Raw genomic sequence first — 23,636 nt, 5'->3', positions numbered from 1 at the left:
AACCGCCGCGCATGACCACCGGAACGAAGCCACGTAACGAGACCGAGCACGAGAGGCTCGACCGGCAGCTGATGGAGCTCCTGCAGGGGTTCCGGGTGGCGATCACGGGCGTGCAGGTGCTGTTCGCGTTCCTGCTGACCGTGCCGTTCGCGCCCGGTTTCGACCGGGTCGACTCGGTCGGACGCAAGCTGTTCTACGTGGCGCTGTTCGGGGCGGCGCTGGCCTCGATCTGCTTCATCGCGCCGGTGATCCAGCACCGGCTGCTGTTCCAGCAGGGCGCCAAGCCGGTGCTGATCCGGCGGGCCAACTTCTTCGGCATCTGGGGCGCGGTGGGGCTGGCGTTCTCGATCGGCGCGTCCACCACCCTGATCATGAAGACGCTGGTGTCGGACCCGGCGGCCGTGATCACGGCCGCCGGGGTGGGCGGGCTCGCCGCCTGGGTGTGGTTCGTCCAGCCGATGCTGACCCGGCGTGCGATCAACCGCAGCGACCAGGAGTCAGTGGACCATCAGTAGGCCTTGCCGAAGATGACGCGCTTGCCGTAGGCGGACGGCTTGCCGCACTTGACGCAGGTGCCGCTCGCCTCGGGCGCGTCGGCCGGGATGACCCGGGGCGTCGCGGCGGTCTCGGTCTTGATCTCGTCCTCGCAGGAGCCCTCGCCGCAGTGGAAGGCGCGGGCCCAGCCCTCGGCGACCTGGGCGGTGAAGGCGTCCCACGCCTCGACGTCGGCGGTGCGGCCCTCGCGGAACGACTCGGCCCGCTCCAGCAGGAAGGTCTGGAAGTCGGCCAGGATGCCCGGCAGCAGCTCGGGCAGCTTGTCGAGCGGGATCTGCTCCTTGCCCTGACCTTCCACCGTCGGGAGCCGCCGGACGAGGGTGGCGACGCCGCCCTCGATGTCGCGCTTGCCCAGCTCGATCCGGACGGGGACGCCGCGCATCTCCCACTCGTTGAACTTGAACCCGGGCGAGAGCTGCGGACGGTTGTCGTCGACATGGACGCGGATGCCCATCGACTTGATCGCCGCACCCAGCCTGCGGGCCTCGGCGGCGGCCTCCTCGCCCTGCTCCTTGCGCCCGATCGGGACGATCACGACCTGGTACGGGGCCAGCCGGGGCGGCAGCACCAGGCCCTTGTCGTCGCCATGGGTCATGATCACGCCGCCGATCATGCGGGTGCTCATTCCCCAGGACGTGGTGTGGGCGAGCGTGAGCTTGCCCTCCTCGTCCTGGTACTGGATCTCGAACGCCTTGGCGAAGTTGGTGCCGAGGTAGTGCGAGGTGCCGGCCTGAAGGGCGCGGCCGTCGCGCATCATGCCCTCGATCGTGTACGTGCGGACCGCGCCGGCGAACCGCTCGCCGGGGGTCTTCTCGCCCGCGATCACCGGGATCGCGGCGAGTTCGCGGGCGACCGAGGCGTAGGCGTCCAGGGCCCACATCGTCTCGCGCATCGCGTCGTCCTCGTCGGCGTGGGCGGTGTGGCCCTCCTGCCAGAGGAACTCGGTGGTGCGCAGGAACATACGGGGGCGCATCTCCCAGCGGACGACGTTGGCCCACTGGTTGAGCAGCAGCGGCAGGTCGCGATGGGAGTCGATCCACTTGGCCATGTACTCGCCGATGACCGTCTCGGAGGTGGGCCGCACGATCAGCCGCTCCTCCAGCTCCTTGCCTCCGGCGATGGTCACCACGGCCAGCTCGGGCGAGAATCCCTCGACGTGCTCGGCCTCGCGCTTGAGGTAGGACTCCGGGATGAACATGGGGAAGCAGGCGTTGTCGTGGCCCGCGTCCTTGATCCGCCGGTCGAGGTCGGCCTGGAGCAGTTCCCAGACCCGGTACCCGTACGGCCGGATGACCATCGTGCCCCGTACCGGACCCCGGTCGACGAGCTGGGCCCGGACGACCAGCTCGTTGTACCAGGCGGAGAAATCTTCACTCTGGGGCGTCACACCTTCTCGACTCACGAAGCAGAGGGTAGCGGCTCGACGAGATCGCAGACCGCTCACCTCTTGAGTACGCGGCCGAAATGTGCTTGTGGCGCGCCACTAAACTCGCGTCCCTCACCTCTGCCCGCAGCATGCCCGTCACCATCCGTGACCTCAGGAGCCCCGAAACGATGCGCTGGTCCCAGATGCACATCCCGACCCTTCGCGACGACCCGGCGGAGGCGGAGTTCCCCAGCCACCGGCTGCTGCTGCGGGCGGGGTACGTCCGCCAGCTCACGGCCGGGCACTACTCGCTGCTGCCGCTGGCCGTCCGGGTCCGGACGAAGGTCATCGAGATCATCCGGCAGGAGCTCACCCGGATCGGCGCGCAGGAGATGCTGCTCCCGGCGATCCATCCGGCCGAGGTGTGGCGCCGCTCGGGCCGCTGGGAGCTCATGGGCCAGGAGATGTTCCGGCTCACGGACCGGCGCGGCGCCGAGCTGGCGCTGGGCATGACCCATGAGGAGATCTTCGCGACGCTGGCGCAGGAGCTGAACTCCTACCGGCAGCTGCCGCAGCAGTGGTACCAGTTCCAGACCAAGTTCCGGGACGAGCCGCGCGCCAAGGGCGGCCTGATGCGCACCCGCGAGTTCACGATGAAGGACGCCTACAGCTTCGACCTCGACCAGGCCGGGCTCGACGTCTCCTTCGAGGGCTACCACGGCGCCTACACGCGGATCTTCGAGCGGCTCGGGCTGCCCGCGATCCCGGTGGAGGCGTCCAGCGGGACGATGGGCGGCTCCGGCTCGACCGAGTTCATGTGCCCGGCCGAGGTCGGGGAGGACCTGATCGTCCACTCCCCCGGCTGCGGGTACGCGGCCAACATCGAGAAGGCGACGTCCCGGCTGGCTGAGATCGACGACGAGCCGGGCGCGGACGCCCCCGTCCGCTTCGCCACCCCGGGGACGCGGACGATCGACGACCTGGCCCGCGACCACGGCGCCCCCGCCGACCGCCAGATCAAGACGCTGGTCTATGTGCTGGACGGCGCGCTCACACTCGTCCTGCTCCGGGGCGACCATCCGCTCAACGAGCAGAAGCTGGCCGACGCGACCGCCGCGGCCGAGGTGCGCGCCGCGGGCGCGGAGGAGATCCGGGACGCGCTGGGCGCGCTGCCGGGCAGCCTGGGCGCGGTCGGCGTCACCGACCTCCCGGTGATCGCCGACGAGGCGCTGCGCGGGCGCCGCGCGATGTTCACCGGCGCCAACGACGACGACGTCCACCTGCGGGGCGTCGACGTCGAGCGCGACATCGAGGTCGGCACCTGGGCCGATCTGCGCGAGGTCAGGGCCGGGGAGCCGTGCGCGCGGTGCGGCGAGCCGCTGCTGGTCGAGCGGGCGATCGAGGTCGGCCACATCTTCAAGCTGGGCGACCGGTACGCCCGCGCGCTCGGCGCCGAGGTGCTCGACCCGGACGGCAGGCGCGTCCCGCTGACGATGGGCAGTTACGGCATCGGCGTGGAGCGGGCGATGGCGGCGCTGGTCGAGGTGCACCACGACGAGCGCGGGATCGTGTGGCCGGTGGCGGTCGCCCCGTTCCAGGTGGCGGTGGTGGCGGCCCAGTCCGACGACGCCGAGACCGCCGAGGTGGCCGGGCGGATCTACCGCGAGCTGGGCGAGGCGGGCGTCGAGGTGATCCTCGACGACCGCGACGAGCGGGCGGGCGTGAAGTTCCGCGACGTGGAGCTGACCGGCATCCCGTTCCGGATCACGGTCGGCCGCCGCGGCCTGGCCGAGGGGACGGTGGAGGTCACGCGCCGGGCGTCCGGCGAGACCGAGAAGGTCCCGGTCGCGGAGGCGGTCGCGCACACGCGCGGTGTGCTGGGATAGAAAACCGTTTGCCCCTGCGCGCCCGTCTTCCCGAGACTGGCTGGTCGGTGGCGTCCAAAGGGGGATCGTCGTGGGGCACGTCGAAGTCGGGCATGTGAGCCATGCCCTGTCGGACGGCCGGGTGCTGCTGGACGACGTCTCGTTCCGCGTCGGCGACGGGGTGACCGCCGCGCTGGTGGGCCCGAACGGCGCGGGAAAGACCACGCTCCTGCGGCTGGTCTCCGGCGATCTGACGCCGCAGGAGGGCTCGGTCGCGCACAGCGGCGGGCTCGGTGTGATGCGGCAGTTCGTCGGGAACGTCCGGGACGAGTCGTCGGTGCACGACCTGCTGCTGTCGACGGCGACGCCGCGCGTCCGCGAGGCGGCGGCCGCGCTGGAGGCCGCCGAGCTGGCCATGATGGAGCGCGACGACGAGCCCACCCAGATGCGCTACGCGACCGCGCTGGCCTCGTGGGGCGACGCCGGCGGCTACGAGGCCGAGGTCCTCTGGGACGCCTGCTGCGTGGCCGCGCTCGGCGTCCCGTATGAGTCGTGCCGGTACCGCGACGTCAAGACGCTGTCGGGGGGCGAGCAGAAGCGGCTGGTGCTGGAGGCGCTGCTGCGCGGCCCCGACGAGGTGCTGCTGCTGGACGAGCCCGACAACTACCTCGACGTCCCGGGCAAGCAGTGGCTGGAGGGGCGGCTCAAGGAGACGCCCAAGACCGTCCTGCTGGTCTCGCACGACCGCGAGCTGCTCAACGAGGTCGCCGAGCGCATCGTGACCGTCGAGGCGGGCCGGGTCTGGATCCACGGCGGCCGCTTCTCGACCTACGCCGAGGCGCGCCGCGAGCGCAACGAGCGGCTCGAGGAGCTGCGGCGCCGCTGGGACGAGGAGCACGCCAAGATCAAGGCGATGGTCCTCATGCTGAAGAACAAGGCGTCCTTCAACGACGGGCTGGCGTCCCGCTACCAGGCGGCGCAGACCCGGCTGCGCAAGTTCGAGGAGGCGGGGCCGCCCGAGGTCCCGCCGCGCGACCAGAGCATCAAGATGCGGCTGCGCGGCGGCCGCACCGGCAAGCGCGCGGTGATCTGCGAGGGCCTGGAGCTGACCGGCCTCATGAAGCCGTTCGACGCGGAGATCTGGTACGGCGAGCGGGTCGCGGTGCTCGGCTCGAACGGGTCGGGCAAGTCGCACTTCCTGCGGCTCCTGGCGGCCGTCGCCGGCGAACTGCCGCGCGGGGCCGTCCCGGTGGAGCCGGTCGCCCACACCGGCGTGGGACGCCTGGGCGCCCGGGTCATACCGGGGCTGTTCGCGCAGACGCACGCGCGTCCCGACCTGGCCGGACGGACGCCGTGCGAGATCGTCATGACCGAGCACGCCCGGCTGCGCGACGGCGCGATGAACGCGCTGGCCCGCTACGAGCTGCAGTACTGCGCCGAGCAGCCGTTCGAGACGCTGTCGGGCGGGCAGCAGGCCCGCCTGCAGATCCTGCTGCTGGAGCTGGGCGGCGCGACGCTGCTCCTGCTGGACGAGCCGACCGACAACCTCGACCTTGCCAGCGCCGAGGCGCTCCAGGAGGGCCTGGAGTCCTACGAGGGCACCGTCCTGTCGGTCACCCACGACCGCTGGTTCGCGCGCGGGTTCGACCGGTTCCTGGTCTTCGGGTCCGACGGCGCCGTCTACGAGTCCGCCGACCCGGTCTGGGACGAAACCCGGGTGAAACGGGCCAGGTAGGGTGCCCTCCGTGCGGATAGTCGTGACGGGTGCGGCCGGGTTCATCGGCAGCCATGTGGCCGAGGCGCTGAGCGTGGCGGGCCACGAGGTCCTCGCCGTCGACGCGCCCGCCCGCTCGCTCGCCCCGGACGCCGCGCGCCGGGCCTGGGCCGGACTGGCCGCCCGTCCCGGCATCACCACCGTCGAGGCCGACCTGGCCGTGGACGAGCTGGACGGCCTCGCCGAGGCCGACGCGGTCGTCCATCTGGCCGGACGGCCCGGCGTCCGCAGCTCGTGGGGCCCGGGCCGCGCGATCGCCGCGCGCGACAACGTCACGGCCACGCGGCGCCTCCTCCAGGCGTGCGCGCGGCGGCGTCCCCGGGTGATCGTGGCGTCCAGCTCCTCGGTGTACGGGTCGGCGGGGCGGCAGCGTCCCAGCCGGGAGGACGACCCGCTCGCCCCGGCCAGCCCGTACGCCCAGAGCAAGGTCGAGGTCGAGCGGCTGGCGCTGCGGGCCGCGGGCGACGGCGTCCCGGCCGTCCTGCTGCGCTATTTCTCGGTCTACGGGGCTCGGCAGCGTCCCGACATGGCCTTCCACCGTTTCATCGAGGCGGCGCTCGACGGGCGCCCGCTGCCGATGTTCGGCGACGGCAGCCGCTCGCGCTCGTTCACCCATGTCGACGACGTGGTGACCGCCACGCTCGCGGCCGTGACGGCCGAGCTGCCGCCCGGGGTGGCGATCAACGTGGGCCATCCCGAGCCGGTCGACGTGCGCTCGGCGATCGACCGGCTGGCGAGCGTGCTCGGCGTCCCGCTCCGGATCGGCAGCCGCGCCCCCGTGGCCGGTGACGCGGCCCGCACCTGGGCCGACACCCGCCGCGCCCGCGGCCTGCTCGGCTGGACGGCCGCCACCGGCCTCACCGAGGGCCTGACCGCCCAGATCGCCTGGCACCGCGCCCTGCGCGCCCCGGCCGACACCGCGGAGGTCGCGTGAACGACCGCCGCCCCAGCCCCGCACCGACCGCCCGGGCTCCCGCCGGGTCGCGGCACGCGCCCGCCGACAGCGGACGCGCCGTGGCTCGCATCGACACGCGCGCGTGCGGCCGGACGGGCGCCGGGCACGGACATCGGCGTGTGTCCGTCGTCAGCGACGGGAGGGGCGCGTGAGCGGCGTGGGTGGGCATCGGGCGGCGTACTTCGCGTTCGATCGGTTCCCGTCGAGCAAGGGCTCGGCCGTGCACATCGCGCAGATGGCCGACGAGCTGTTCGAGCGGTTCGGCGGCGGGCTGCTCGGGGTGATCGGCGGGGGCGGGCTGCCGCGTTACCAGCGCGAGGGCGCGCGGGAGATCGCGCGGTTCGACGCCCAGGTCCCGAATCTGATCGACCGGGCCGAGGCGTTCTCCGCCTGGGCGGCCGGGCATCTCGACCCGCATCTGGCGACGCTGGAGGTCTGCCACGTCCGCGACCCGTGGAGCGCGCTGCCGGCCGTCACGGCGCCCGGACGGCGGCACCGGGTGGTGTACGAGGTCAACGGGCTGCCGTCCATCGAGATGAGCCACACGTGGCCGTGGGCGTCGCCCGCCACGCTCGCCAAGATCGCCGAGCTGGAGCGGTTCTGCCTGGAGCGCTCTGACGCGGTCGTGGTCCCCTCGCGAGTGATCGCCGGGGCGGTCCGCGCGCACGGCGTGCCCGAGTCCAAGATCCATCTGGTGCCGAACGGCGCCGAACTCCGCGACGAGCGTCCGGCCCGCCCCGAGGACGCCCCCGGCCGCTACCTGGTCTATGTCGGCGCGCTCCAGCCCTGGCAGGGCGTGGACGTGCTGCTGCGTGCCTTCGCCAGGCTCGGCGATCTCACCGATCTGCGGCTGGTGGTCTGCTCCTCGGTGCCCGAGCGCCGGGCCAAGCCGCTGCGGCGCCTGGCCGAGCGGCTCGGCGTCGACGACCGGCTGGAGTGGCGGTTCGCGCTGCCCCATGACCAGGTCGCGGCCTGGCTGGCCCATGCCGAGCTGTCGGCGGCGCCGCTGACCGGCTGCGCCCGCAACCTCGACCAGGGCTGCGCGCCGCTGAAGGTGATCGAGTCGATGGCGGCCGGGACGCCCGTGGTCGCCTCCGACCTGCCCGCCGTCCGCGAGCTGATGACCGACGGCGAGCACGGCCGGCTGGTCGCGCCCGACCGTCCGGCCGAGCTGGCCCGCGCGATCCGCGTCCTGCTGGAGTACCCCGGACGGGCCGCCGAGATGGGCGGACGGGCGCGCGGCCGCATCGAGGCGGGCCTGACCTGGACACGGTCCCGCCAGCGGCTCGCGGAGGTCTACCGTACGATCTCAGACGACCCGATCGAGGGGCGGTGATCAGGGACGATGTTCTGGCGTAAGCAACGCGCGGCCATCGAGGGGTTCCATCCGCTGCACCAGGCGCTGATCCATCACAGGGCGTTCACGGCGACGCTGCGTCCGGCCGACTGGGAGCTGCTGATCCAGAGCCTGGCCCGGCACGACGAGCTGGTCCGGCGCCGCAAGTGGTCGCCGCCGCCCCGGGCCCGGGTCGTGCTCGTGCCGCTGCTGCGCATCCTCGGTGAAGACATGGCCGCCAAGGGAACGCTGTCGGTGGCCCTCGACCTGCGCGGCCCCGACCTGCGCGAGAAGCGCACCGGGGTGACCAAACTGCCCGGCGACCGGCAGCGCCGCATCCGCAAGATCCTGCAATGGTGGGCGTTCGACCCCTGGCTGCGGATGCGCGCCGAGCTGCGCGACGGCAGCGTGCTGGAGCTGACCGTCACCGACCGGCTCCGCCACCGCCGCATCTCCAAGACCAGCCGGAGCGGCAAGCACAAGAGCAAGAACAAGACCAAGACGGTGCAGATCCTGACGGCGACGCGCAAGCTGCCCCCGGGGATGCCGTACCAGCGACCCGCGACCCCGCCGCCACGCTGGATCACTCCCAAGTTCAAGGAGGGGCGCCGCACGGTGATCCGCGCGAGCGCCAAGCTGGCCGCCGCCTCCGACGAGCGGATGCTGACCGAGCAGATCCTGAACGTGTCGACCGAGACGTTCCGCTGGACCCCGCCGGGCGCCACCCGGCCGGTGAGGAGGATCGGGTGACCACGACCCCGTGCACCGTGACCACCGGGTTCTTCGTGCTGGGACGCTGCGGGCGCGCCGCCGTCCAGCAGTGCCCCCAGTGCGGCAGGGCGATCTGCGGCACGCACGTCGGAAGCCACGGGCTGTGCCCGGAGTGCGTCGTGGCCGCCGGGTACGGGTCGCACGACCCCCACGCCCCCGGGTGGGTCAGCGGATACCGCCGCTGGTTCTACCAGCGCAGCTCCCAGTCCTACAACGACACCATCTGGTACTCGTCGTTCGACTCCTACGACCGAGGCACGTTCAACCCGGGTGACGACTACTACTCCTCGGGCGGGGACGACTTCGGGGGCGACGACTCCGGTTTCGTGGACAGCTGATGCGCATCCTGTGGCTCACCGAGCACTACGCCCCGAGCCAGGGCGGCATGGCCCAGTCGTGCGACCGGATCGTCCGGGGCCTGCGCGGCGCCGGGGCCGAGATCGACGTCGCGCACCTCACCCGCCGCGACCGGCCGTGGGGCGTCGCGCGCGAGCAGGGCGGGCGGCTGCTGGCCGCGCCGCTCGGCGACGACCCCGAGAACGCGATGCGGCGCCTGCTGACCGTCGTCGGGCGCGAGTCCTACACGCACGTGGTGGCGTTCGGCGGCACCTACGCCATCCTCGCCGCGCCCGTCCTGGCGGCGTTCCTCAAGGCCCCGCTGGTCACGCTGCTGCGCGGCAACGACATCGACATCGGCGCGTTCTCGATGCGGCGGCGGGGCGCGCTGGCCGACGCGCTGCGCGCCTCGGGCCGGGTCTGCCTGGTCGCGCGGTCCCAGGGGCCACTGGTCACCGCGCTGGTCCCCGAGGCCCGGGTGACCTGGGTCCCCAACAGCGTCGACACCGCCGACTGGCGGATCCTGCCGTCCGAACGCGAGCGGGCGCGGGAGTGGCGCGCCGCCAACGTCGCGCCCGAGCGCCGCACGCTGGGTCTGATCGGCCAGCTCAAGAACAAGAAGGGCGTGGGCTTCCTGCTGGACGCCCTGCGCGCGTCCGGCCATTCCGAGGCGTTCCACCTGCTGCTGGTCGGCGAGGTCGAAGAGAGCGTGCGGGAATGGCTGCGGGAGCGGGGCGAGAGCGTCCCGCACTCGTACCTGCCGTTCCTCGAACGCTACGAGCTGCCCTCGGTGTACGCCTCCTGCGATCTGGTCGCGCTCCCGTCGTTCTACGACGGGATGCCGAACGTGGCGCTGGAGGCCGCGGCGCTGGGCGTCCCGCTGCTCGCCTCGGACGCGGGCGGCCTGGCCGACGTGGCCGACGACGAGATCGGCTTCACCTTCCCGGCGGGCGACGCGCACGCCTGCCGCGCCGCGATCGACCGGGCCGCCCGCGCGGGCGCGGACGAGCTGGCGGCGCTCGGCGCGGCCGGTGCCGCACGGATCCGCCGCGACTTCACCCCCGCCGCCGAGACCGCCGGATACCTCGCGGTCTTCGGCGCGCTGTGATCGTCTGCTACGCGCACGGGGACGGCCTGGGCCATCTGACCCGGCTCAGGGCGGCGCTGCACACGCTGGGCGAGACCGGGCCGGTGACCGTCCTGTCCGGTTCGCCGTTCGCGGCCGATACCCGGGTGACCGGCGGCTGGACGGTGCGTCCCGGGGCCGACCTGGCCTCGCTCGCGCCGCGCGAGCTGATCGTGGACGCGTTCCCCGCGGGCCGTCGCGGCGAGCTGACCGCGTCCGCCATCCCACCCGGGGCCCGCGTCACGCACCTGGCCCGGCTGCTGCGCTGGGACGTCTACGCCCCGCTCCTCCCGGACGATCCGCCGCGCTTCGACCGCACGTTCGTCCTCGAGCCGCTGGCGGACGGGCACCGGGCCCACCTCGACGCCGTCTCCGCCGAGGTCGTCCCGCTCGACCTGGTCGACCCGCCCGCCGTCGCCGCGCCCGGGACGTGTCACTGTGGGGGGACGACCCCCCACACCCCCCGCGCGGACCCTTCCGCTCCGCCGCGCTCCGCGACAGGGTCCGGTCCGGACGGCTGGCTGATCGTCCACTCGGGGCCCGACGCCGAAATTCTGGAGCTGGTCGCCTACGCCGAGGACATGGCGGCGCTGGAGGGCGTCGCGCCCAGGCTCACGGTGGTCGCGCCGCGCCGTCCCGAAGGGCTGGCGGCCTCGATCGGGCACCTGGACGTCTATCCCGCCTGGCCGCTGGCCCGGCACGCCGAGCGGATCGTGACCGCGGCCGGGTTCAACGCCGTCCGGCAGTTCGCGCCGTGGCGGGAGCGGCACCGCGTGCTGCCGTTCCCCCGCACCCTGGACGACCAGTTCGCCCGCGCGGCCCGGCTCAGAGTTCCAGAACCTCCAGATCGACGCTGACCTCGACGTCGTCGGCGAGCTTGAGCGCGCCGAAGAACGCCGAGTACGGCTTGATGCCCCACCGGGTCTGCCGCACGATCGCCGAGCCCCGGACGCGGCCCTCACGGGACGAGGCGCGCAGCGTGACCCGCTCGGTCCGCCCCGCGATCGTCAGGTCGCCCTCGACCGTGAAGGCGTCCGCCGTGCCCGCCACGCCGGTCGACCTGAAGGTGATCTCCGGGTGCGCGTCCGCCTTCAGCACCGTGCGCAGGTTCTTGGTGATCTCGTCGCGGTCCTGGGCGGACAGCGGCAGCACGCCGCCGGTGCCCTCGCGGACCTTCAGCTCGCCGACCCGGACGGTCACCTCGACCGAGGAGCCGGCCGCGCCGGCCACCACGGCCGTGCCCGACCAGCCGGCCGCCTCCAGCGTCAGGTCGTGACCCGCCCGGCGGCCAAAGCCGCTTCGGCCCGTCCTGACCAGGATCTGCCCCTTTTCGGGGCCGAGCTCGAAGGTCCCCTCGGTAAGCGTCATGCCCGCACGATATTCAGCGGGCGCGGGCGCCCGCACGCAGCCGCTCGGGATCGATCTCCCGGCCGGGCCGCCGTCGCAGGTATTCGGCCTCCAGCTGGTTCATCCGGTGGGTGTGCTCGCTGAACGCCTGGCTCGCCGCGTGGCGCAGCGCGTCCAGCCGCGTGTCGTACAGATGGCCCAGCTCGACCAGTAGTTTCTCGTCGCTGAGCGCGTCGGGTGCTACTCCCGTTGCCATCTCACTCTCCGCTGTCAGGGTCCCCCAATAAGCCGAGCCCTACCCGATCAGGAGGCGCCCAAGCCGGGCGGGCAGAAGACCGAGAGCGACCCGGCCCTCTTCCCGAAGCGGACCAGCTGCGCCACGGTCTCGACCTCGCCGTCGCGCGCGATCCGCAGCGGGCCGTCCAGAGCGACCAGTTCCATCGTCCCGCCGTGCCATGCCTTGTACCCGGGGGTGATGTGCAGGTGGCCGAGCAGGACGGCGGCAAGCGCGCGCACACGCGGGACGCGCCGCGCGGCGGTCACCATCCGGATGTCGAGCTGACCGTCGTCCAGATGCTCGCGCCATGTGGGCGCCGGTCCCCGGGATCCGAACATGCAATTGCCGATGAACGCCAGCCAAACTCTTCGGGGCCGCCCATCGACGATCATCTCGACCGGCTCGGAGTGACGGAGCGTGCGCGCCGCCGCCACCACGAGGGCCGGCCACTTGCCCAGCCGCCCCTCAAGGCGGTTCCTGCGATCGACCATCTCCGTGTACGCGCCGAAGGCCGCGGTGTTGAGGAAGATCGACTCGGCGTCCTCGGCCCCGGGCTCGCCGCCGGGCACGACGAAGCCCACGTCGACCCGTCCGAGCTCGCCCCCTCGGTACGCGGTGACGGCGTCCTCCGCCGCCTCGATGCCCAGCGCACGGGCGAAATGATCGAACGTCCCGGCCGGGACGGCCAGCAGCGGGACCCCGTGGTCGAGCGCCGCCCTGGCCCCGGCGTTGATCGTCCCGTCGCCCCCGACCACCGCCAGCACCTCGGCCCGCTCGGCCGCCCGGTCCAGCACCTTGTCCAGCTCGTCGCCCTCCTCGGGCAGGACGAACTCGGCCTCGGGGAACTCGCGGCGCAGCACCCTGGACGCGACCCCGCCCCGTCCGGCCTGGGAGTTCACCACCACGACCAGCCCCAGCCCGTCCGGTGCCGTCTTGGGCGGCCGCGCGGCGTCTGGACTGAGGAGCGGAGCGACGAGGGAAGACGTCGCGTGAGGCGGCCGCCCGACGCCGAGCGGAGGCGAGGCCATCGGCACCGCGCGCTCGGTGGCCGTCCTTCCCACATGCGCCACCGGCGGCCTGGCGGGCCAGACCGTCCGCGTCCCGAGAGCCGCCAGGATCCCGATGCCGACCCCGGCCAGCACGTCACCCGGGTAGTGGGCTCCGGTGTAGATACGCGAAAAGGCCACCGCCGCCGCGGTGGCCGCCACCGGCGCCGCCACCAGGGCGGGCGCCTCCATCGCCACTCCCGTGGCGAAGGCCGCCGCCGAGGCCGAATGGCCCGAGGGGAAGGCGTGCGAGGTGGGCAGCTTCCAGCGGATCCGCACCGGCGGCACCAGGTCGACCACCGGCCGCTTGCGGCGGAACGCCTGCTTGCCCAGCAGGTTCACCGCCGGGCTCGCCACCGCGATCGCGATCGAGCCCCGCAGCGCCGCCCGTCTCAGCCGGGCCCGCCGGGTCGCGCTCAGCACCAGCGCCGTGGAGAACCACAGGACGCCGTTGTCGGCCGCGCGCGACAGCCTCGGCAGCACGTTCTCCAGCCCCGGGAGGTGAGCCGACGCCACCCGGTCGAACGCGGCGCGGTCGAGCCTCCCGAGCCTGCGCAGGAGGGTCGGTCGCTCCTCGTGCCCCCAGTCGACCACTACTCTCGGTGACCAGAACGGATTCGGCTGGTGATTGGCTCGCATGTCCGGGGTATCCCCAGGGAGCCCTGCATGATTCACGAAGATCTCGATTCAAGGGTCACATGCGAGCGAACGTCCCTGGCGTATCGCGGACTGCAATAAGCTTCCCGGCATGAGTCACCCGGAACGGCTCAGTACCCCGGGTGGCGAGCCGGTCGGCACGATCGCGGAGTCTCCACATATGAACGGACGGAGCAGCGTCTCCCTGGCCGAGTTCGCCGCACGCCATGGTCTGAAGCAGAGCGCGGCCCGCCCCCCGCTGCGTAAATACATCAACGACGTCTGGCAACGGCGCACGTTCATCTGGAACTTCGCCACCGCCAAAACCCAGTCGATGTACAGCGGTTCACGCCTGGGCCAGGTATGGCAGGTCCTCACCCCGATCCTGAATGCCGGGGTCTACTACCTGATCTTCGGCATTCTGATGGGCCAGCGGAAGGACATCCCCAACTACACCGCGTTCCTGATCACCGGTGTCTTCGTCTTCACCTTCACCCAGCGCTCGCTGACCGCCGGCGCCCGCTCGATCGGCAACAACCTGTCGCTGATCCGGGCCCTGCACTTCCCGCGCGCGTCGCTACCCTTCGCACACGTGATCATGGAGCTCCAGCAGTTGCTGGTCTCCATGGTGGTGCTGGTCGTGATCGTGCTGATGACCGGCGAACCGGTGACCTGGCACTGGCTGCTGCTGCTGCCGGCCCTGGCGCTCCAGCTGGTCTTCAACATCGGCATCAGCCTGGCCATCGCGAGGCTGGGCGCGTTCGTCCGCGACATCCAGCAGCTCCTGCCGTTCATCACGCGCACCTGGCTCTACACCTCGGGCGTGTTCTTCATGATCCCGCAGCGCACCCAGAGCTGGGACGACAAGGGCTACGGCTGGCTGGCCGACATTCTCGCGATCAACCCCGGCTCGGTGTTCATCGAGCTCATCAGGACCTCGCTGCTGGCCGACTACGACAAGTCCCTGGCGACGTACAACCAGGACGTCGGTCTACTGTGGGTCTATGCGATCGGCTGGTCACTGATCGCGATCGTCGGGGGATTCTGGTACTTCTACCGTGCGGAGGAGCGGTACGGCCGTGGCTAAGGCACTCAAGGAGAAGACCCCGTTGACCGGGACGCAGCCCGAAGTCGCGATCGATCCCAACAGGGAGCCGATCGTCGTCGTCGACGGGCTGCACATCATCTACCGCGTCTACAGCGGTGGCGGCGGCAAGGGCAGCGCCGCCTCGGCCCTCCTGCGCGTCATCAAGCGCGAGAACCGGCCGCAGATGAAGGAGGTGCACGCCGTGCGCGGCGTCTCCTTCGTCGCGTACCGGGGCGACGCGATCGGCGTGATCGGCACCAACGGCTCGGGCAAGTCCACGCTGCTCAAGGCGATCGCCGGGCTGCTGCCGCCCGCGCGCGGCGGCGTCTACACCGACGGGCAGCCGTCCCTGCTGGGCGTGAACGCGGCGCTCATGCGCGACCTGTCCGGCTCCCGCAACATCATCCTGGGCTGCCTGGCCATGGGCCTCACCCAGGAGGAGACCAAGACCAAGTACGAAGAGATCGTCAAGTTCGCCGACCTCAAGCCCGGGTTCATCGACTACCCGATGTCGACGTACTCGTCCGGCATGGGCGCGCGGCTGCGGTTCGCGATCGCGGCGGCCCGCACCCACGACGTCATGCTGATCGACGAGGCGCTGGCCACCGGCGACGCCAAGTTCAAGCGGCGCTCCAAGGCCAAGATCGACGAGCTGCGCCAGAACGCCGGCGCGGTGTTCCTGGTCGCGCACAACCTCGACGTGATCGAGGAGACCTGCAACCGGGTCATCTGGCTCGACGAGGGACGCGTCAGGATGGACGGCGACCCCGAAGAGGTCCTCAAGGCCTACAACGAGGCCACGGCCAAGTAGCCCAGGAATCGAGAGGAGACCGCGATGCCCCGCAAGGCCCAGCTTCCGCACGAGTCCCTGCCCGAGGTCCCGTCGTTCGAGCTGCGCAGCGACGACGTGGCCGAGGGCGAGCGGCTCGCCGACGAGCACGTCTTCGACGACTGGGGCTTCAGCGGCCGCAACAGGTCGCCGCACCTGAGCTGGTCGGGCTTCCCGGCCGAGACCAAGAGCTTCGCCGTGACCTGCTTCGACCCCGACGCGCCCACCGGCAGCGGCTTCTGGCACTGGGTCCTGTTCGACGTCCCGGCCGAGGTCACCGAGCTGGCGACCGGCGCGGGCACCGAAGACGCCAAGGTCGGCGTGCACGCCCGCACCGACTACGGCACCAAGGCCTACGGCGGCGCGGCGCCGCCGCCCGGTGACCCGCACCGCTACGTGTTCACCGTCCACGCCCTGGACGTCGAGACGCTCGGCATCGACTCCGACGTCTCCCCCGCCGTCGCGGGCTTCAACATCACGGCGCACACCCTGGCGCGCGCGTCGATCGTCCCGGTCTACTCCTCCTCGTCTTAGGACGCTCCCGAGAGGGCGTCGCCCAGCGGCGTCCGGGTGTAGACGACCGACCGGCCGTTGCGGCGGCGGGTGATCAGGCCGGTGGAGTGCAGGACGGCCAGATGGTCGCCCACGGTGCCCAGACTCAGGCCGAGCCGGGCGCAGAGCCAGGTCGTGGTGGCCGGTTCGGCCAGCGCGTGCAGGAGCCTGGCCCTGGTGCGGCCGAGAAGGCGGCTCAGCGCCTCGGTGTCGCGCCCGGCGGGGGCCGACCAGAGCCCGGCCACACCGCGCGCCCGGTAGATGAGGGTGGGCGGCCAGTTGGCGTCGTCCAGCGTGTAGGCCAGGTCGTCGAAGGCCGAGGGGATGAAGAGGAGACCCGCCCCGCCCAGGCTGTGATGGCCGTCGGAGGAGCCGGTGACCTCGATGCGGCCGTCGCGCCAGCGGACGCGCGGTGAGAGATCGTCCAGGGCCTTGGCCCAGCCATAGGCCGTCAGACGGCCCGCGCGGTAGAGCAGGTCCTGCTCCAGGATCGACAGGAGCACGGGCCAGTCCGGTGCGATCAGGGCCGTCCAGACGGCCTCCAGCGCGTCGGCGAGGAGCCCGGCCGCGTCGGGCGCCGTCAGGACGGCCAGCGCCGCGGAATCGGGGGCCTCAAGCCCGTCCAGGTTGCGGTCCAGCTCCGCGCGCGCCAGCGACGGCGGGGTGGCCCGCACCACGGCGAGCTGCTCGGCGACGGTCACGCTCGGACCGGTGGGCATGGGAGCCAGGAAGTCGGCCACATAGCCGTCGCGGCGCTTCAGCCACGCCAGGGCGCGCACACCCGGGTCGCGTGACAGCTCCCGGTAGCCCGCCCGGGCCCGGACGGCCCACGGCCAGAGCGGCCCCGGGTGCGCCCGTCCCGCCAGGATGCCCACGACCGAGTGCGTCTCGAACAGCGGCGAGACCGCGAACCGGCTCGCCGCCAAATCCCGCGGCCCCACCTCGATCTGAATCATGCCCCACCTCCCCGACGCATGTTTCGGGTCTGGCCGAAAGGTTAGCCGGGGTGGGCGGCGGCGCAGCAAGATCACCGGCATGACGATGGCTTCTGCCCGGTTTCGGGATGTTTTCGGCAGCGGGGCGTTTCGGGCGCTGTTCGCGGTGCAGACGCTGATCGTGCTGGCCGACACGATGCGGATGCTGGCGCTGTCGGTGCTGGTGTTCGAGCGGACGGGGTCGTCGCTGGCGGCGGCGGTCACGTTCGCGGCGGGGTTCCTGCCGCATGTGGTGGGCGGGATGTTCCTGCTGTCGTTGGCCGATCGGTTGCGGCCGCGGACTCTCCTGGCGGGCTTTCACGCGCTGTGGATGGCGGTGACGGTGCTGCTGGCCCTGGTCGAGCTACCGGTCGCCCTGGTCATCGCGTTGCCGGTGCTGACGGGCCTGGTCGCGCCCGTGGCGCGGGCGGCGACGCAGGGGATGCTGCCCGAGTTGCTGCCGGGCGACGCGTATGTGCTGGGCCGGTCGCTGTTCACGATGACGGCGGCGTCCGCGCAGGTCGCCGGGCACGGGGCGGCCGGGATGCTCCTTCTGGCGGGCGGTCCCCCGACGGTTCTGTGGGTCGCCGCGTCCGGGGGCGCGGTGGCCGCCGTGATCGCCTGGTGGGGGCTGGACGACCGTCCGCCGCGGCGCACCGGGACAGGGATGGGCATCGGGGAGACGCTGCGGGTCAACCGGAGCCTGATGGCCGACGCCAGGACGCGCGCCCTGCTTTTCGCGCAGTGGCTGCCGATCTCGCTGGCCGTGGGGGCCGAGGGCGTCGTGATCGCCTACGCGGCGGAGCTGGGACGCCCGGGGGCGGCGGGGCTGATCATGGCGGCGTTCGCGGCGGGGATGCTGGTGGGCAACCTGGTGGTGGGACGGTTCGCCGCGCCCGATCTGCGCGAGCGCCTCGTCCTGGCGCTGGCCCTGGTCAACGCGGTGCCGCTGCTGCTGTTCGCGCTGGAGCCCGGGATGGTCGTGACCTGCGTGATCGGTGTGGTCAGCGGCTTCGGGCTGAGCTACGAGGTGGGGTTGCAGCGCCCGTTCGTCGACGCGGTGCCCGAGGAAAGGCACGGACAGGCGCTCGGGCTGGCCGGGATCGGGGTGATGACGGGCCAGGCGCTGGCGATGGCGGGCGCGGGCGGGCTGGCGGAGGTGGTGCCACCCGGGGTCGCGATGGCGGCTTTCGGAGCGGCGGCGGCCGTCTCGGCGGTGTGGCTGTGCCGGCGGGCCGTCCTCGCGGAGCGGCCCGCCGGTCACCCTACTGCTCGAACGGAAAGCGGTCGGCGAACGCGGGCTTGAGGTCGTCGAGCCAGACCGCGTCCGGGTCGTACTTGGCGAAGAAGGGCTTGCCGACCAGGTCGGGGTCGCGGCACTGGATGAAGTGCAGCGCGAAGACCTTCTCGCCGAACAGCTCCAGGACGCCGTCGACGCAGACCTTGCCGGGCGTGGCGGACATGGACGGGCCGCGGACGGTCCGGGACAGGCCGGCGACGCTCTTGAACGCGTCGCGGTAGATCTCGTAGGCCCGGCCCAGCGGGACGGCGAAGTAGTCGGCGGGGCCTGTGTCACGTTCTACAAAGAAGTAGTACGGGACCATGCCCAGCCGTGTCTGCGTCCGCCACATCTCCTCCCACACGCGGGCGTCGTCGTTGATCGTGCGGATCAGCGGTGCCTGGGTGCGGATGACGGCGCCGGTGTCGCGGATGCGGCGGACGGCCTCGGTGACCACGAGCGGTTCGAGCTCGCGCGGATGGGTGAAGTGCGCCATGAACGCCAGGTTCTTGCCCGACTCCACGACCTGCTCGAAGAGGCGGAGCATCGCGTCGGCGTCGGGATCGGTGACGAACTTCTGGGGCCAGTAGGCCAGTGACTTGGTGCCGATGCGGATCGACTCGAGCTGCTCCAGGTCGAGCAGGGGCTCGACGTAGCGCCGCAGGACGGACTCGCCCATGATCATGGCGTCGCCGCCGGTGAACAGGACGCTGGTGACCTCGGGGTGGGCGACCAGGTAGTCGCGCAGCTGGGTGGAGTCGTCCCCGGCCATCTTCAGGTCGGGCTCGCCGACGAACTGCGCCCACCGGAAGCAGTACGTGCAGTAGGCGTGGCAGGTCTGCCCCTGTTTGGGGAAGTACAACACTGTCTCGTCGTACTTGTGCTGGAGACCCGGGATCTTCCCGTCGCCGAAGCTGGGGATGTTGAGCTCCATCTGCCCGGCGGGGTGGGGGTTGAGCCGCATCCTGACCGCGTGCACCGCGGCGTCGAGCTCGGCCTTGGGGGCCTCGCGGGCGAGCAGGTCCGACAGTGTCGCGACGTCGTCGGCCGGGAGCATGTCCTCCATGGGGAAGACCAGCCGGTAGATCGGGTCGTCGGGGGCCGCCGACCAGTCGATCAGCTCGTCGAGCACGTAGGAGTTCGTCCGGAACGGCAGGACCGTGGCGACCGCACGGGTCGCGAGCCGCTGTCGCGGCGACAGGCCCGCACGAGCGGTCAGCTCGTCCAGGTGCTTCGCCGTGAAGGCGCGGAACTTGCGACCTGTGGATCGCACTGCGGGAGCCGCGTCGTTCACCAGTGTCACGTGTTGGTACTCCTTGAGTCTGCGGGGAACGCACTAAGACTACGTTTCGTTCGAAGTTCAAAGCGCGTCTGACCAGCGCTTTGACTGTTCGTCGAGGCTGTGGGGGAACGAAACGTGGTCCGAAGGGGCGCGTTGTCACGGACGGTGATCACTATCTCGCCGTTCCACCCCCTTGGTGCGGTCGATTCCGGAGCCCGCGGAGTAGATACCCCCGGCCCCCTACAAAGATGCTGGTCAAGGATGAACCTGGCAAATCACACCTTCACCGGGTCTGTGGACGCACCGTGACCAGAGTCGCTAGTACAACGATCGAGAGTTGTGAAAGTGGCGCCTTGATCACCTGCTTATGCTGAAGAGGTAAATCTGATAGGCAGGGGACGCCGCGGCGGGGGGCCGAGCGGCGTGTCCAGGCCGGGCGGCCGACACGGAGGGGGAATCCGGTGAGCGTGCCCAGACCGGACGGCCGTCCGGGTGCGGTGCCGGTCTTCGCGATCGTGCTCACCAACCTCGCCGCCGTCACCTACAGCACGTTCCTGCTGGAGCACTTCCTCAGCCCCGACCTGGACGTGATCAACGGCTATGTGAGCGAGCTGTCGGCACGTGACCAGCCCTTCGACCGGGTCTACGGCGGCGGCGACCTGCTGACGGGGCTCCTGGTGATCGCGGTGGCGGTCACCGCGCTGGTGACGACCAGGCGCCGCCGCTGGGCGGTGGCTGGCTGGGTCTTCCTGGGCCTGTACGGGCTGTGCGCCATCGGCGACGCGCTCTTCCCGCTCGACTGCGCGCCGAGCCTGGAGACCGGCTGCGCGCTGCGCGAGCGCTCGGGCCACCTGTCGTTCTCCCACGAGTTCCACGCGGTCACCAGCAGCATGGTGATCGCCTTCGGCGTGGCCGCACTGCTCACGCTCTCGATCGCGGCCCGCCGGTACGGCTGGTGGCCCGCGCTGGCGCGCTGGGGCTGGCTGCTGGCGCTGCTGGAGACCGTGTTCGCGCTGAGCACCGTGCTGGCGATGCTGCTGGGACGCTGGCTGGGCATCATCCAGCGCGTCCAGATCGCGATCCTGTGCCTGGGCCTGCTGACGATCGCCTGGGCGCTGCTCGAGGATCGCCGGGCCCAGAACGCCGCAGACAAGCCCCCCGTACGAGAGAAGACAACGCTGTGAACACCGAAGGCACGGTCGTCGAGGCCGGCGGGGAACGCGTCCACGTGGTCGAGGACGGCCCGGCCGACGGTCCCCCGCTGCTGGTCAGCAGCGGGCTGGGCTCGGCGTGGTTCGACTGGAAGCCCACCGTCGAACTGCTCCGCGCCCGCCACCGCGTGGTCAACTTCGACCGTCCCGGGCTGGGGCTGAGCCCGGTGGGCCAGGCCCCGCCGAGCCTGCGGCGCGACGTGGCGATCCTGGCCGGGCTGGCCCGGCGCGAGCGCGTCCCGGTGACGCTCGTCGCCCACTCGATGGCCGGGTTCCACGCCGAGGGGCTGGCGCGCCTGCACCCCGAACTGGTCCGAGCCCTGGTGCTGGTCGATCCGAGCTACGAGCGCGACCCCTGCTCGCTGCGGGTCTCGGCCGCGCTGAACCCGGCGGCCAAGGCCCTGGGCAGCGCGCTGGAGTTCACCCGGGCCGCCAAGCTCGTCGGGCCGCTGGGACGGCGGCTGGTCATGCGCCAGACCAGCGACGGCGACGCGCCCGCCGACCCGGACGAGGTCGAGTCGGTGTACGGCCGGGGCGAGGTGCTCGGCACCGTCCTGGCCGAGGAGCTCGCCTACCGCGAGATGGCCGTCGACCTGGACGACCTGCGCGGGCGGCGCCCCTTCCCGCCGATCCCGATGGTGGTGCTGACCGCGCTCGGCGACGTCGAGGGCGACAAGGCCCGCGACTGGGCCGACGACCACGCCACGCTCGCCGCCATGACCCCGCACGGACGGCAGGTCCGGCTGCCCGAGACGCGGCACATGATCCAGCTCGACAACCCCGAGGCGGTCGCCGACGCGGTCGCCGAGGTGCTGCGCACGCCCCCACCCGGTCTCGGGACGCCCTGATGCGGCCGCTGCGGGCCGCGGCGGCGGCCCTGGCGCTCGTCCTCGCGCTGTCCGGCTGCGACCTCATGCAAAGGATCTCCGAGGGCGCCTACCGCAACGCCGTGGCCGACGGCGCCCAGGCCGAGCTGAAGGAGCGCGGAATCCGGCTCACCGGCCGGCCGGACTGCCGGACCGACGGCGCCGGCTCGGTCATCACGGTCCGCTGCACGGCCACCACCGACGCCGGACGCCACGTCGCGGTGACCGGGGTCGCCGCCGAGGCCGAGAGCGCGAACCCGCGCGAGCGCTACGTCATCACCGTGGACGGGCGCCGGGTCGTCGACGCGGCCTGCCTCGGCGTCGCCTGCGGGTAACGAGTTCACCGGGTGCGGGGAAAACCCCGTCCTGGCCAGGCATGGCGGGCGCCGCCGGTGGCGACGCTATCGGCTGTGAAGATCACCCGTGTGAAGGCCCTGGTCGCGGGCTGCGTCGTCCTGCTGGTGCTCGGGATCGGCGCCGGTGTCGCCTACGCGGCGCTCGTCGACACCAAGGAGCTGCGCTACAAGACGCAGGCGGCGCTCCGCACCGCGCTGCCGGGGCTGGCGTCCCACGAGCTGCGTGCCCGGGGCGTCGCGCTGAAGGCCGCGCCGGTGTGCGCGGACATCGCCGGTTGGACGAAGGAGCGGATGCGGGCCTCGTGCACGGCCACCACCGCGTCCGGCGACCCGGTCAAGGTCATCGCGACGGGCGACGACGCGACCCGCCACCACTCCTACACCGTGCTGGTGGACGGCCGTCCCGTCATCGAGAACGCGCGTTGTCTCGGACCCGACTGCCAGAAGAAGTCCTAGGCGGAAGGCGGGCGTCGCGTCCGGACGGGCGCGGGCGACGACCTAACATGCGATGAGCTGCGTTGTCGCGGCGAGCCGCTTCCCGCCATCCCACTGGAGTCGCCATGACCGGCCACGCGCCGAGCGCCGAGCCGGGTTCGGGGCAACCGGGCGACGCCGGACGGCCGCTCCCGGGCGAGGCGCTCCCCCCGCAGCCCGTCCGCTCCCTGCCGATCTACGGGCGGCCGGTCCGGCCGCTGCCCGTCGCGATCGACACGATGGGCGGCGACCACGCGCCCGACGAGGTCATCGCCGGGGCCGTGGCGGCGGTGCGCGAGCACGACGTCCGGCTGGTGCTGGTCGGGCAGGCGTCCCGGATCCGCGAGCGGCTCGACCGGCACGGGATGGTCGGCAAGATCCCGATCGTCCATGCCGACGAGGCCCTCGACATGGGCGAGGGAGCGCTGGCGGGCTGGCGCAAGCCCCGCTCCTCGATCGCGATCGCCTGCCATCTGATCAAGCAGGGACGGGCCTCGGCCCTGGTCTCGGCGGGCACCACCGCCGGCGTCGTGGCGACCGCCAGGCTCCGGCTCAAGGGCCAGCAGGGCGTGATGAAGCCCGCGATCGCCGTGACTTTGCCCACACGGCCCCGGCCCACCGTCCTGCTGGACGCCGGGGCGACGGCCGACGTCAAGCCCGAGACGCTCGTCCAGTTCGCCGCCCTGGGCACCGCCTACGCCCAGATCCGGCTCGGGCTCGAACGCCCCCGGGTGGGGCTGCTCAACATCGGCGCCGAGCCCGGCAAGGGCGACAAGATCGCCAAACGCGCCCACGAGCTGCTCGCCGGTGGGCACCATGGAATCGAGTTCATCGGGAACGTCGAGGGACACGACCTCCTGCGGGGCGTGGCCGACGTCGTGGTGACCGACGGCTTCACCGGAAACGTGGCGCTCAAGACGATGGAGGGCACGGTCCAGATGGCCCTCTCCGAGGTCCGCCACGCGATGACCGGCAGCCGCACCGCCCGGATGGGCGCGCTGCTCCAGCGGCGGCGCCTGCTGGAGCTCCAGGACCGCCTCGACTCCGAGACCCACGGCGGCGGCGTGCTGCTCGGGCTGAACGGCACGGTGATCATCGCGCACGGGGCGTCGAACGCCCGTGCCGTCGCCTCGGCCTGCGCCCTGGCGCACGACCTGGCGGCCGGACGCATCGTCGAGCGCATCCGCGAGCAGGTCTCGGCCACCCGCACCTCCAGGTTCCGCCGGGGGCACGGCGACCGCGACACCCCCGAAAAGACCGAGAAGCCCGAGAAGACCGTCGGTTCCGAGCAGGAGGAGGCGCCCGCGCCCGAGCCCGAACCGGGCTCCTGACGCGG

General features: G+C 72.2%; 24 protein-coding genes. 18 read left to right on the top strand and 6 right to left on the bottom strand.

Features of this window, described 5'->3' with window-relative positions; all coding sequences use genetic code 11:
- The first annotated feature begins 11 nt into the window (after nt 1–11).
- Nucleotides 12–515 (top strand): DUF6328 family protein, encoded by a 504-nt coding sequence (locus ACQPY4_RS05845; RefSeq protein WP_433333206.1) that lies wholly within the window; start codon nt 12–14, stop codon nt 513–515.
- Here ACQPY4_RS05845 and proS read toward each other — a convergent pair.
- Entirely contained in the window at nt 509–1,957 is a 1,449-nt protein-coding gene (gene proS, locus ACQPY4_RS05840) for a proline--tRNA ligase (protein ID WP_433333204.1), read from the bottom strand. The genes ACQPY4_RS05845 and proS overlap by 7 nt on opposite strands.
- A gap of 152 nt (nt 1,958–2,109) precedes the next feature.
- On the opposite strand from proS, the gene ACQPY4_RS05835 reads away from it, so the two are divergent.
- The 8 genes from ACQPY4_RS05835 (at nt 2,110) to ACQPY4_RS05800 (ending at nt 10,941) form a co-directional block, all read left to right on the top strand.
- Nucleotides 2,110–3,807, top strand: coding sequence for a proline--tRNA ligase (locus ACQPY4_RS05835; protein ID WP_433333202.1), 1,698 nt, complete (start codon nt 2,110–2,112; stop codon nt 3,805–3,807).
- 70 nt (nt 3,808–3,877) lie between these two features.
- A complete protein-coding gene (locus ACQPY4_RS05830; RefSeq protein ID WP_433333200.1) occupies nt 3,878–5,521 on the top strand; it encodes an ABC-F family ATP-binding cassette domain-containing protein in 1,644 nt (547 codons plus the stop codon).
- Nucleotides 5,522–5,531: 10 nt separating this feature from the next.
- The gene (locus ACQPY4_RS05825) at nt 5,532–6,494 is read left to right on the top strand and encodes an NAD-dependent epimerase/dehydratase family protein (RefSeq protein WP_433333198.1); all 963 of its coding nucleotides are present in this window, start codon (nt 5,532–5,534) and stop codon (nt 6,492–6,494) included.
- Nucleotides 6,495–6,663: 169 nt separating this feature from the next.
- Entirely contained in the window at nt 6,664–7,851 is a 1,188-nt protein-coding gene (locus tag ACQPY4_RS05820; protein WP_433333196.1) for a glycosyltransferase family 4 protein, read from the top strand.
- A 9-nt stretch (nt 7,852–7,860) separates the two neighbouring features.
- Nucleotides 7,861–8,601, top strand: coding sequence for a hypothetical protein (locus tag ACQPY4_RS05815; protein ID WP_433333194.1), 741 nt, complete (start codon nt 7,861–7,863; stop codon nt 8,599–8,601).
- Nucleotides 8,598–8,960, top strand: a complete 363-nt coding sequence (locus ACQPY4_RS05810; RefSeq protein WP_433333192.1) for a hypothetical protein — start codon at nt 8,598–8,600, stop codon at nt 8,958–8,960. The genes ACQPY4_RS05815 and ACQPY4_RS05810 overlap by 4 nt, the downstream gene beginning before the upstream one ends.
- The gene (locus ACQPY4_RS05805) at nt 8,960–10,066 is read left to right on the top strand and encodes a glycosyltransferase family 4 protein (RefSeq protein ID WP_433333190.1); all 1,107 of its coding nucleotides are present in this window, start codon (nt 8,960–8,962) and stop codon (nt 10,064–10,066) included. The genes ACQPY4_RS05810 and ACQPY4_RS05805 overlap by 1 nt, the downstream gene beginning before the upstream one ends.
- Complete coding sequence (locus tag ACQPY4_RS05800) at nt 10,063–10,941, top strand: hypothetical protein (RefSeq protein ID WP_433333188.1); 879 nt, start codon at nt 10,063–10,065, stop codon at nt 10,939–10,941. The genes ACQPY4_RS05805 and ACQPY4_RS05800 overlap by 4 nt, the downstream gene beginning before the upstream one ends.
- Here the strand turns inward: ACQPY4_RS05800 and ACQPY4_RS05795 are convergent.
- Genes ACQPY4_RS05795 through ACQPY4_RS05785 form a run of 3 tightly spaced genes read right to left on the bottom strand, consistent with a single transcriptional unit; the run spans nt 10,910 to nt 13,393 of the window.
- Nucleotides 10,910–11,452, bottom strand: coding sequence for a YceI family protein (locus ACQPY4_RS05795; RefSeq protein WP_433333186.1), 543 nt, complete (start codon nt 11,450–11,452; stop codon nt 10,910–10,912). The genes ACQPY4_RS05800 and ACQPY4_RS05795 overlap by 32 nt on opposite strands.
- Before the next feature lie 13 nt (nt 11,453–11,465).
- Nucleotides 11,466–11,687 carry a DUF6158 family protein gene (locus ACQPY4_RS05790; RefSeq protein ID WP_433333184.1) on the bottom strand — a complete coding sequence of 74 codons (222 nt, stop codon included), beginning with the start codon at nt 11,685–11,687 and terminating at the stop codon, nt 11,466–11,468.
- 47 nt (nt 11,688–11,734) lie between these two features.
- A complete protein-coding gene (locus tag ACQPY4_RS05785) occupies nt 11,735–13,393 on the bottom strand; it encodes a bifunctional phosphatase PAP2/diacylglycerol kinase family protein (protein WP_433333182.1) in 1,659 nt (552 codons plus the stop codon).
- A gap of 178 nt (nt 13,394–13,571) precedes the next feature.
- Between ACQPY4_RS05785 and ACQPY4_RS05780 the strand changes: the two genes are divergently transcribed.
- Genes ACQPY4_RS05780 through ACQPY4_RS05770 form a run of 3 tightly spaced genes read left to right on the top strand, consistent with a single transcriptional unit; the run spans nt 13,572 to nt 15,840 of the window.
- Nucleotides 13,572–14,477, top strand: a complete 906-nt coding sequence (locus ACQPY4_RS05780) for an ABC transporter permease (RefSeq protein ID WP_433333180.1) — start codon at nt 13,572–13,574, stop codon at nt 14,475–14,477.
- 22 nt (nt 14,478–14,499) lie between these two features.
- Nucleotides 14,500–15,288, top strand: a complete 789-nt coding sequence (locus ACQPY4_RS05775; protein WP_433338818.1) for an ABC transporter ATP-binding protein — start codon at nt 14,500–14,502, stop codon at nt 15,286–15,288.
- 24 nt (nt 15,289–15,312) lie between these two features.
- A complete protein-coding gene (locus tag ACQPY4_RS05770) occupies nt 15,313–15,840 on the top strand; it encodes a YbhB/YbcL family Raf kinase inhibitor-like protein (protein ID WP_433333178.1) in 528 nt (175 codons plus the stop codon).
- On the opposite strand, the gene ACQPY4_RS05765 is transcribed toward ACQPY4_RS05770, so the two are convergent.
- Nucleotides 15,837–16,814, bottom strand: a complete 978-nt coding sequence (locus tag ACQPY4_RS05765; protein WP_433333176.1) for a helix-turn-helix domain-containing protein — start codon at nt 16,812–16,814, stop codon at nt 15,837–15,839. The two genes, ACQPY4_RS05770 and ACQPY4_RS05765, sit on opposite strands and share 4 nt — an antisense overlap.
- Nucleotides 16,815–16,893: 79 nt before the next feature.
- On the opposite strand from ACQPY4_RS05765, the gene ACQPY4_RS05760 reads away from it, so the two are divergent.
- Nucleotides 16,894–18,138, top strand: a complete 1,245-nt coding sequence (locus ACQPY4_RS05760; RefSeq protein WP_433333174.1) for an MFS transporter — start codon at nt 16,894–16,896, stop codon at nt 18,136–18,138.
- Here the strand turns inward: ACQPY4_RS05760 and ACQPY4_RS05755 are convergent.
- Nucleotides 18,098–19,414 (bottom strand): KamA family radical SAM protein, encoded by a 1,317-nt coding sequence (locus ACQPY4_RS05755; RefSeq protein ID WP_433333172.1) that lies wholly within the window; start codon nt 19,412–19,414, stop codon nt 18,098–18,100. The genes ACQPY4_RS05760 and ACQPY4_RS05755 overlap by 41 nt on opposite strands.
- A 440-nt stretch (nt 19,415–19,854) precedes the next feature.
- Here ACQPY4_RS05755 and ACQPY4_RS05750 point away from each other — a divergent pair, with 440 nt between their 5' ends.
- The 5 genes from ACQPY4_RS05750 to plsX all read left to right on the top strand — a co-directional run bounded on the left by ACQPY4_RS05750 (nt 19,855) and on the right by plsX (nt 23,631).
- Complete coding sequence (locus tag ACQPY4_RS05750) at nt 19,855–20,577, top strand: DUF998 domain-containing protein (RefSeq protein WP_433333170.1); 723 nt, start codon at nt 19,855–19,857, stop codon at nt 20,575–20,577.
- Entirely contained in the window at nt 20,574–21,452 is an 879-nt protein-coding gene (locus ACQPY4_RS05745) for an alpha/beta fold hydrolase (RefSeq protein ID WP_433333168.1), read from the top strand. The genes ACQPY4_RS05750 and ACQPY4_RS05745 overlap by 4 nt, the downstream gene beginning before the upstream one ends.
- Nucleotides 21,452–21,805, top strand: a complete 354-nt coding sequence (locus ACQPY4_RS05740) for a hypothetical protein (RefSeq protein WP_433333166.1) — start codon at nt 21,452–21,454, stop codon at nt 21,803–21,805. The genes ACQPY4_RS05745 and ACQPY4_RS05740 overlap by 1 nt, the downstream gene beginning before the upstream one ends.
- A gap of 75 nt (nt 21,806–21,880) precedes the next feature.
- On the top strand, nt 21,881–22,282 hold the full coding sequence (locus ACQPY4_RS05735; RefSeq protein ID WP_433333164.1) for a hypothetical protein: 402 nt from the start codon (nt 21,881–21,883) through the stop codon (nt 22,280–22,282).
- Between the two features lie 257 nt (nt 22,283–22,539).
- The gene (gene plsX, locus ACQPY4_RS05730; RefSeq protein WP_433338816.1) at nt 22,540–23,631 is read left to right on the top strand and encodes a phosphate acyltransferase PlsX; all 1,092 of its coding nucleotides are present in this window, start codon (nt 22,540–22,542) and stop codon (nt 23,629–23,631) included.
- Nucleotides 23,632–23,636: the final 5 nt, after the last annotated feature.

The sequence above is a fragment of the Spirillospora sp. CA-294931 genome, from assembly GCF_050946795.1.
Classification (GTDB): domain Bacteria; phylum Actinomycetota; class Actinomycetes; order Streptosporangiales; family Streptosporangiaceae; genus Spirillospora.
Note: the sequence above shows the minus strand (reverse complement) of the source record. Positions and strands in the feature narration are given on the sequence as shown.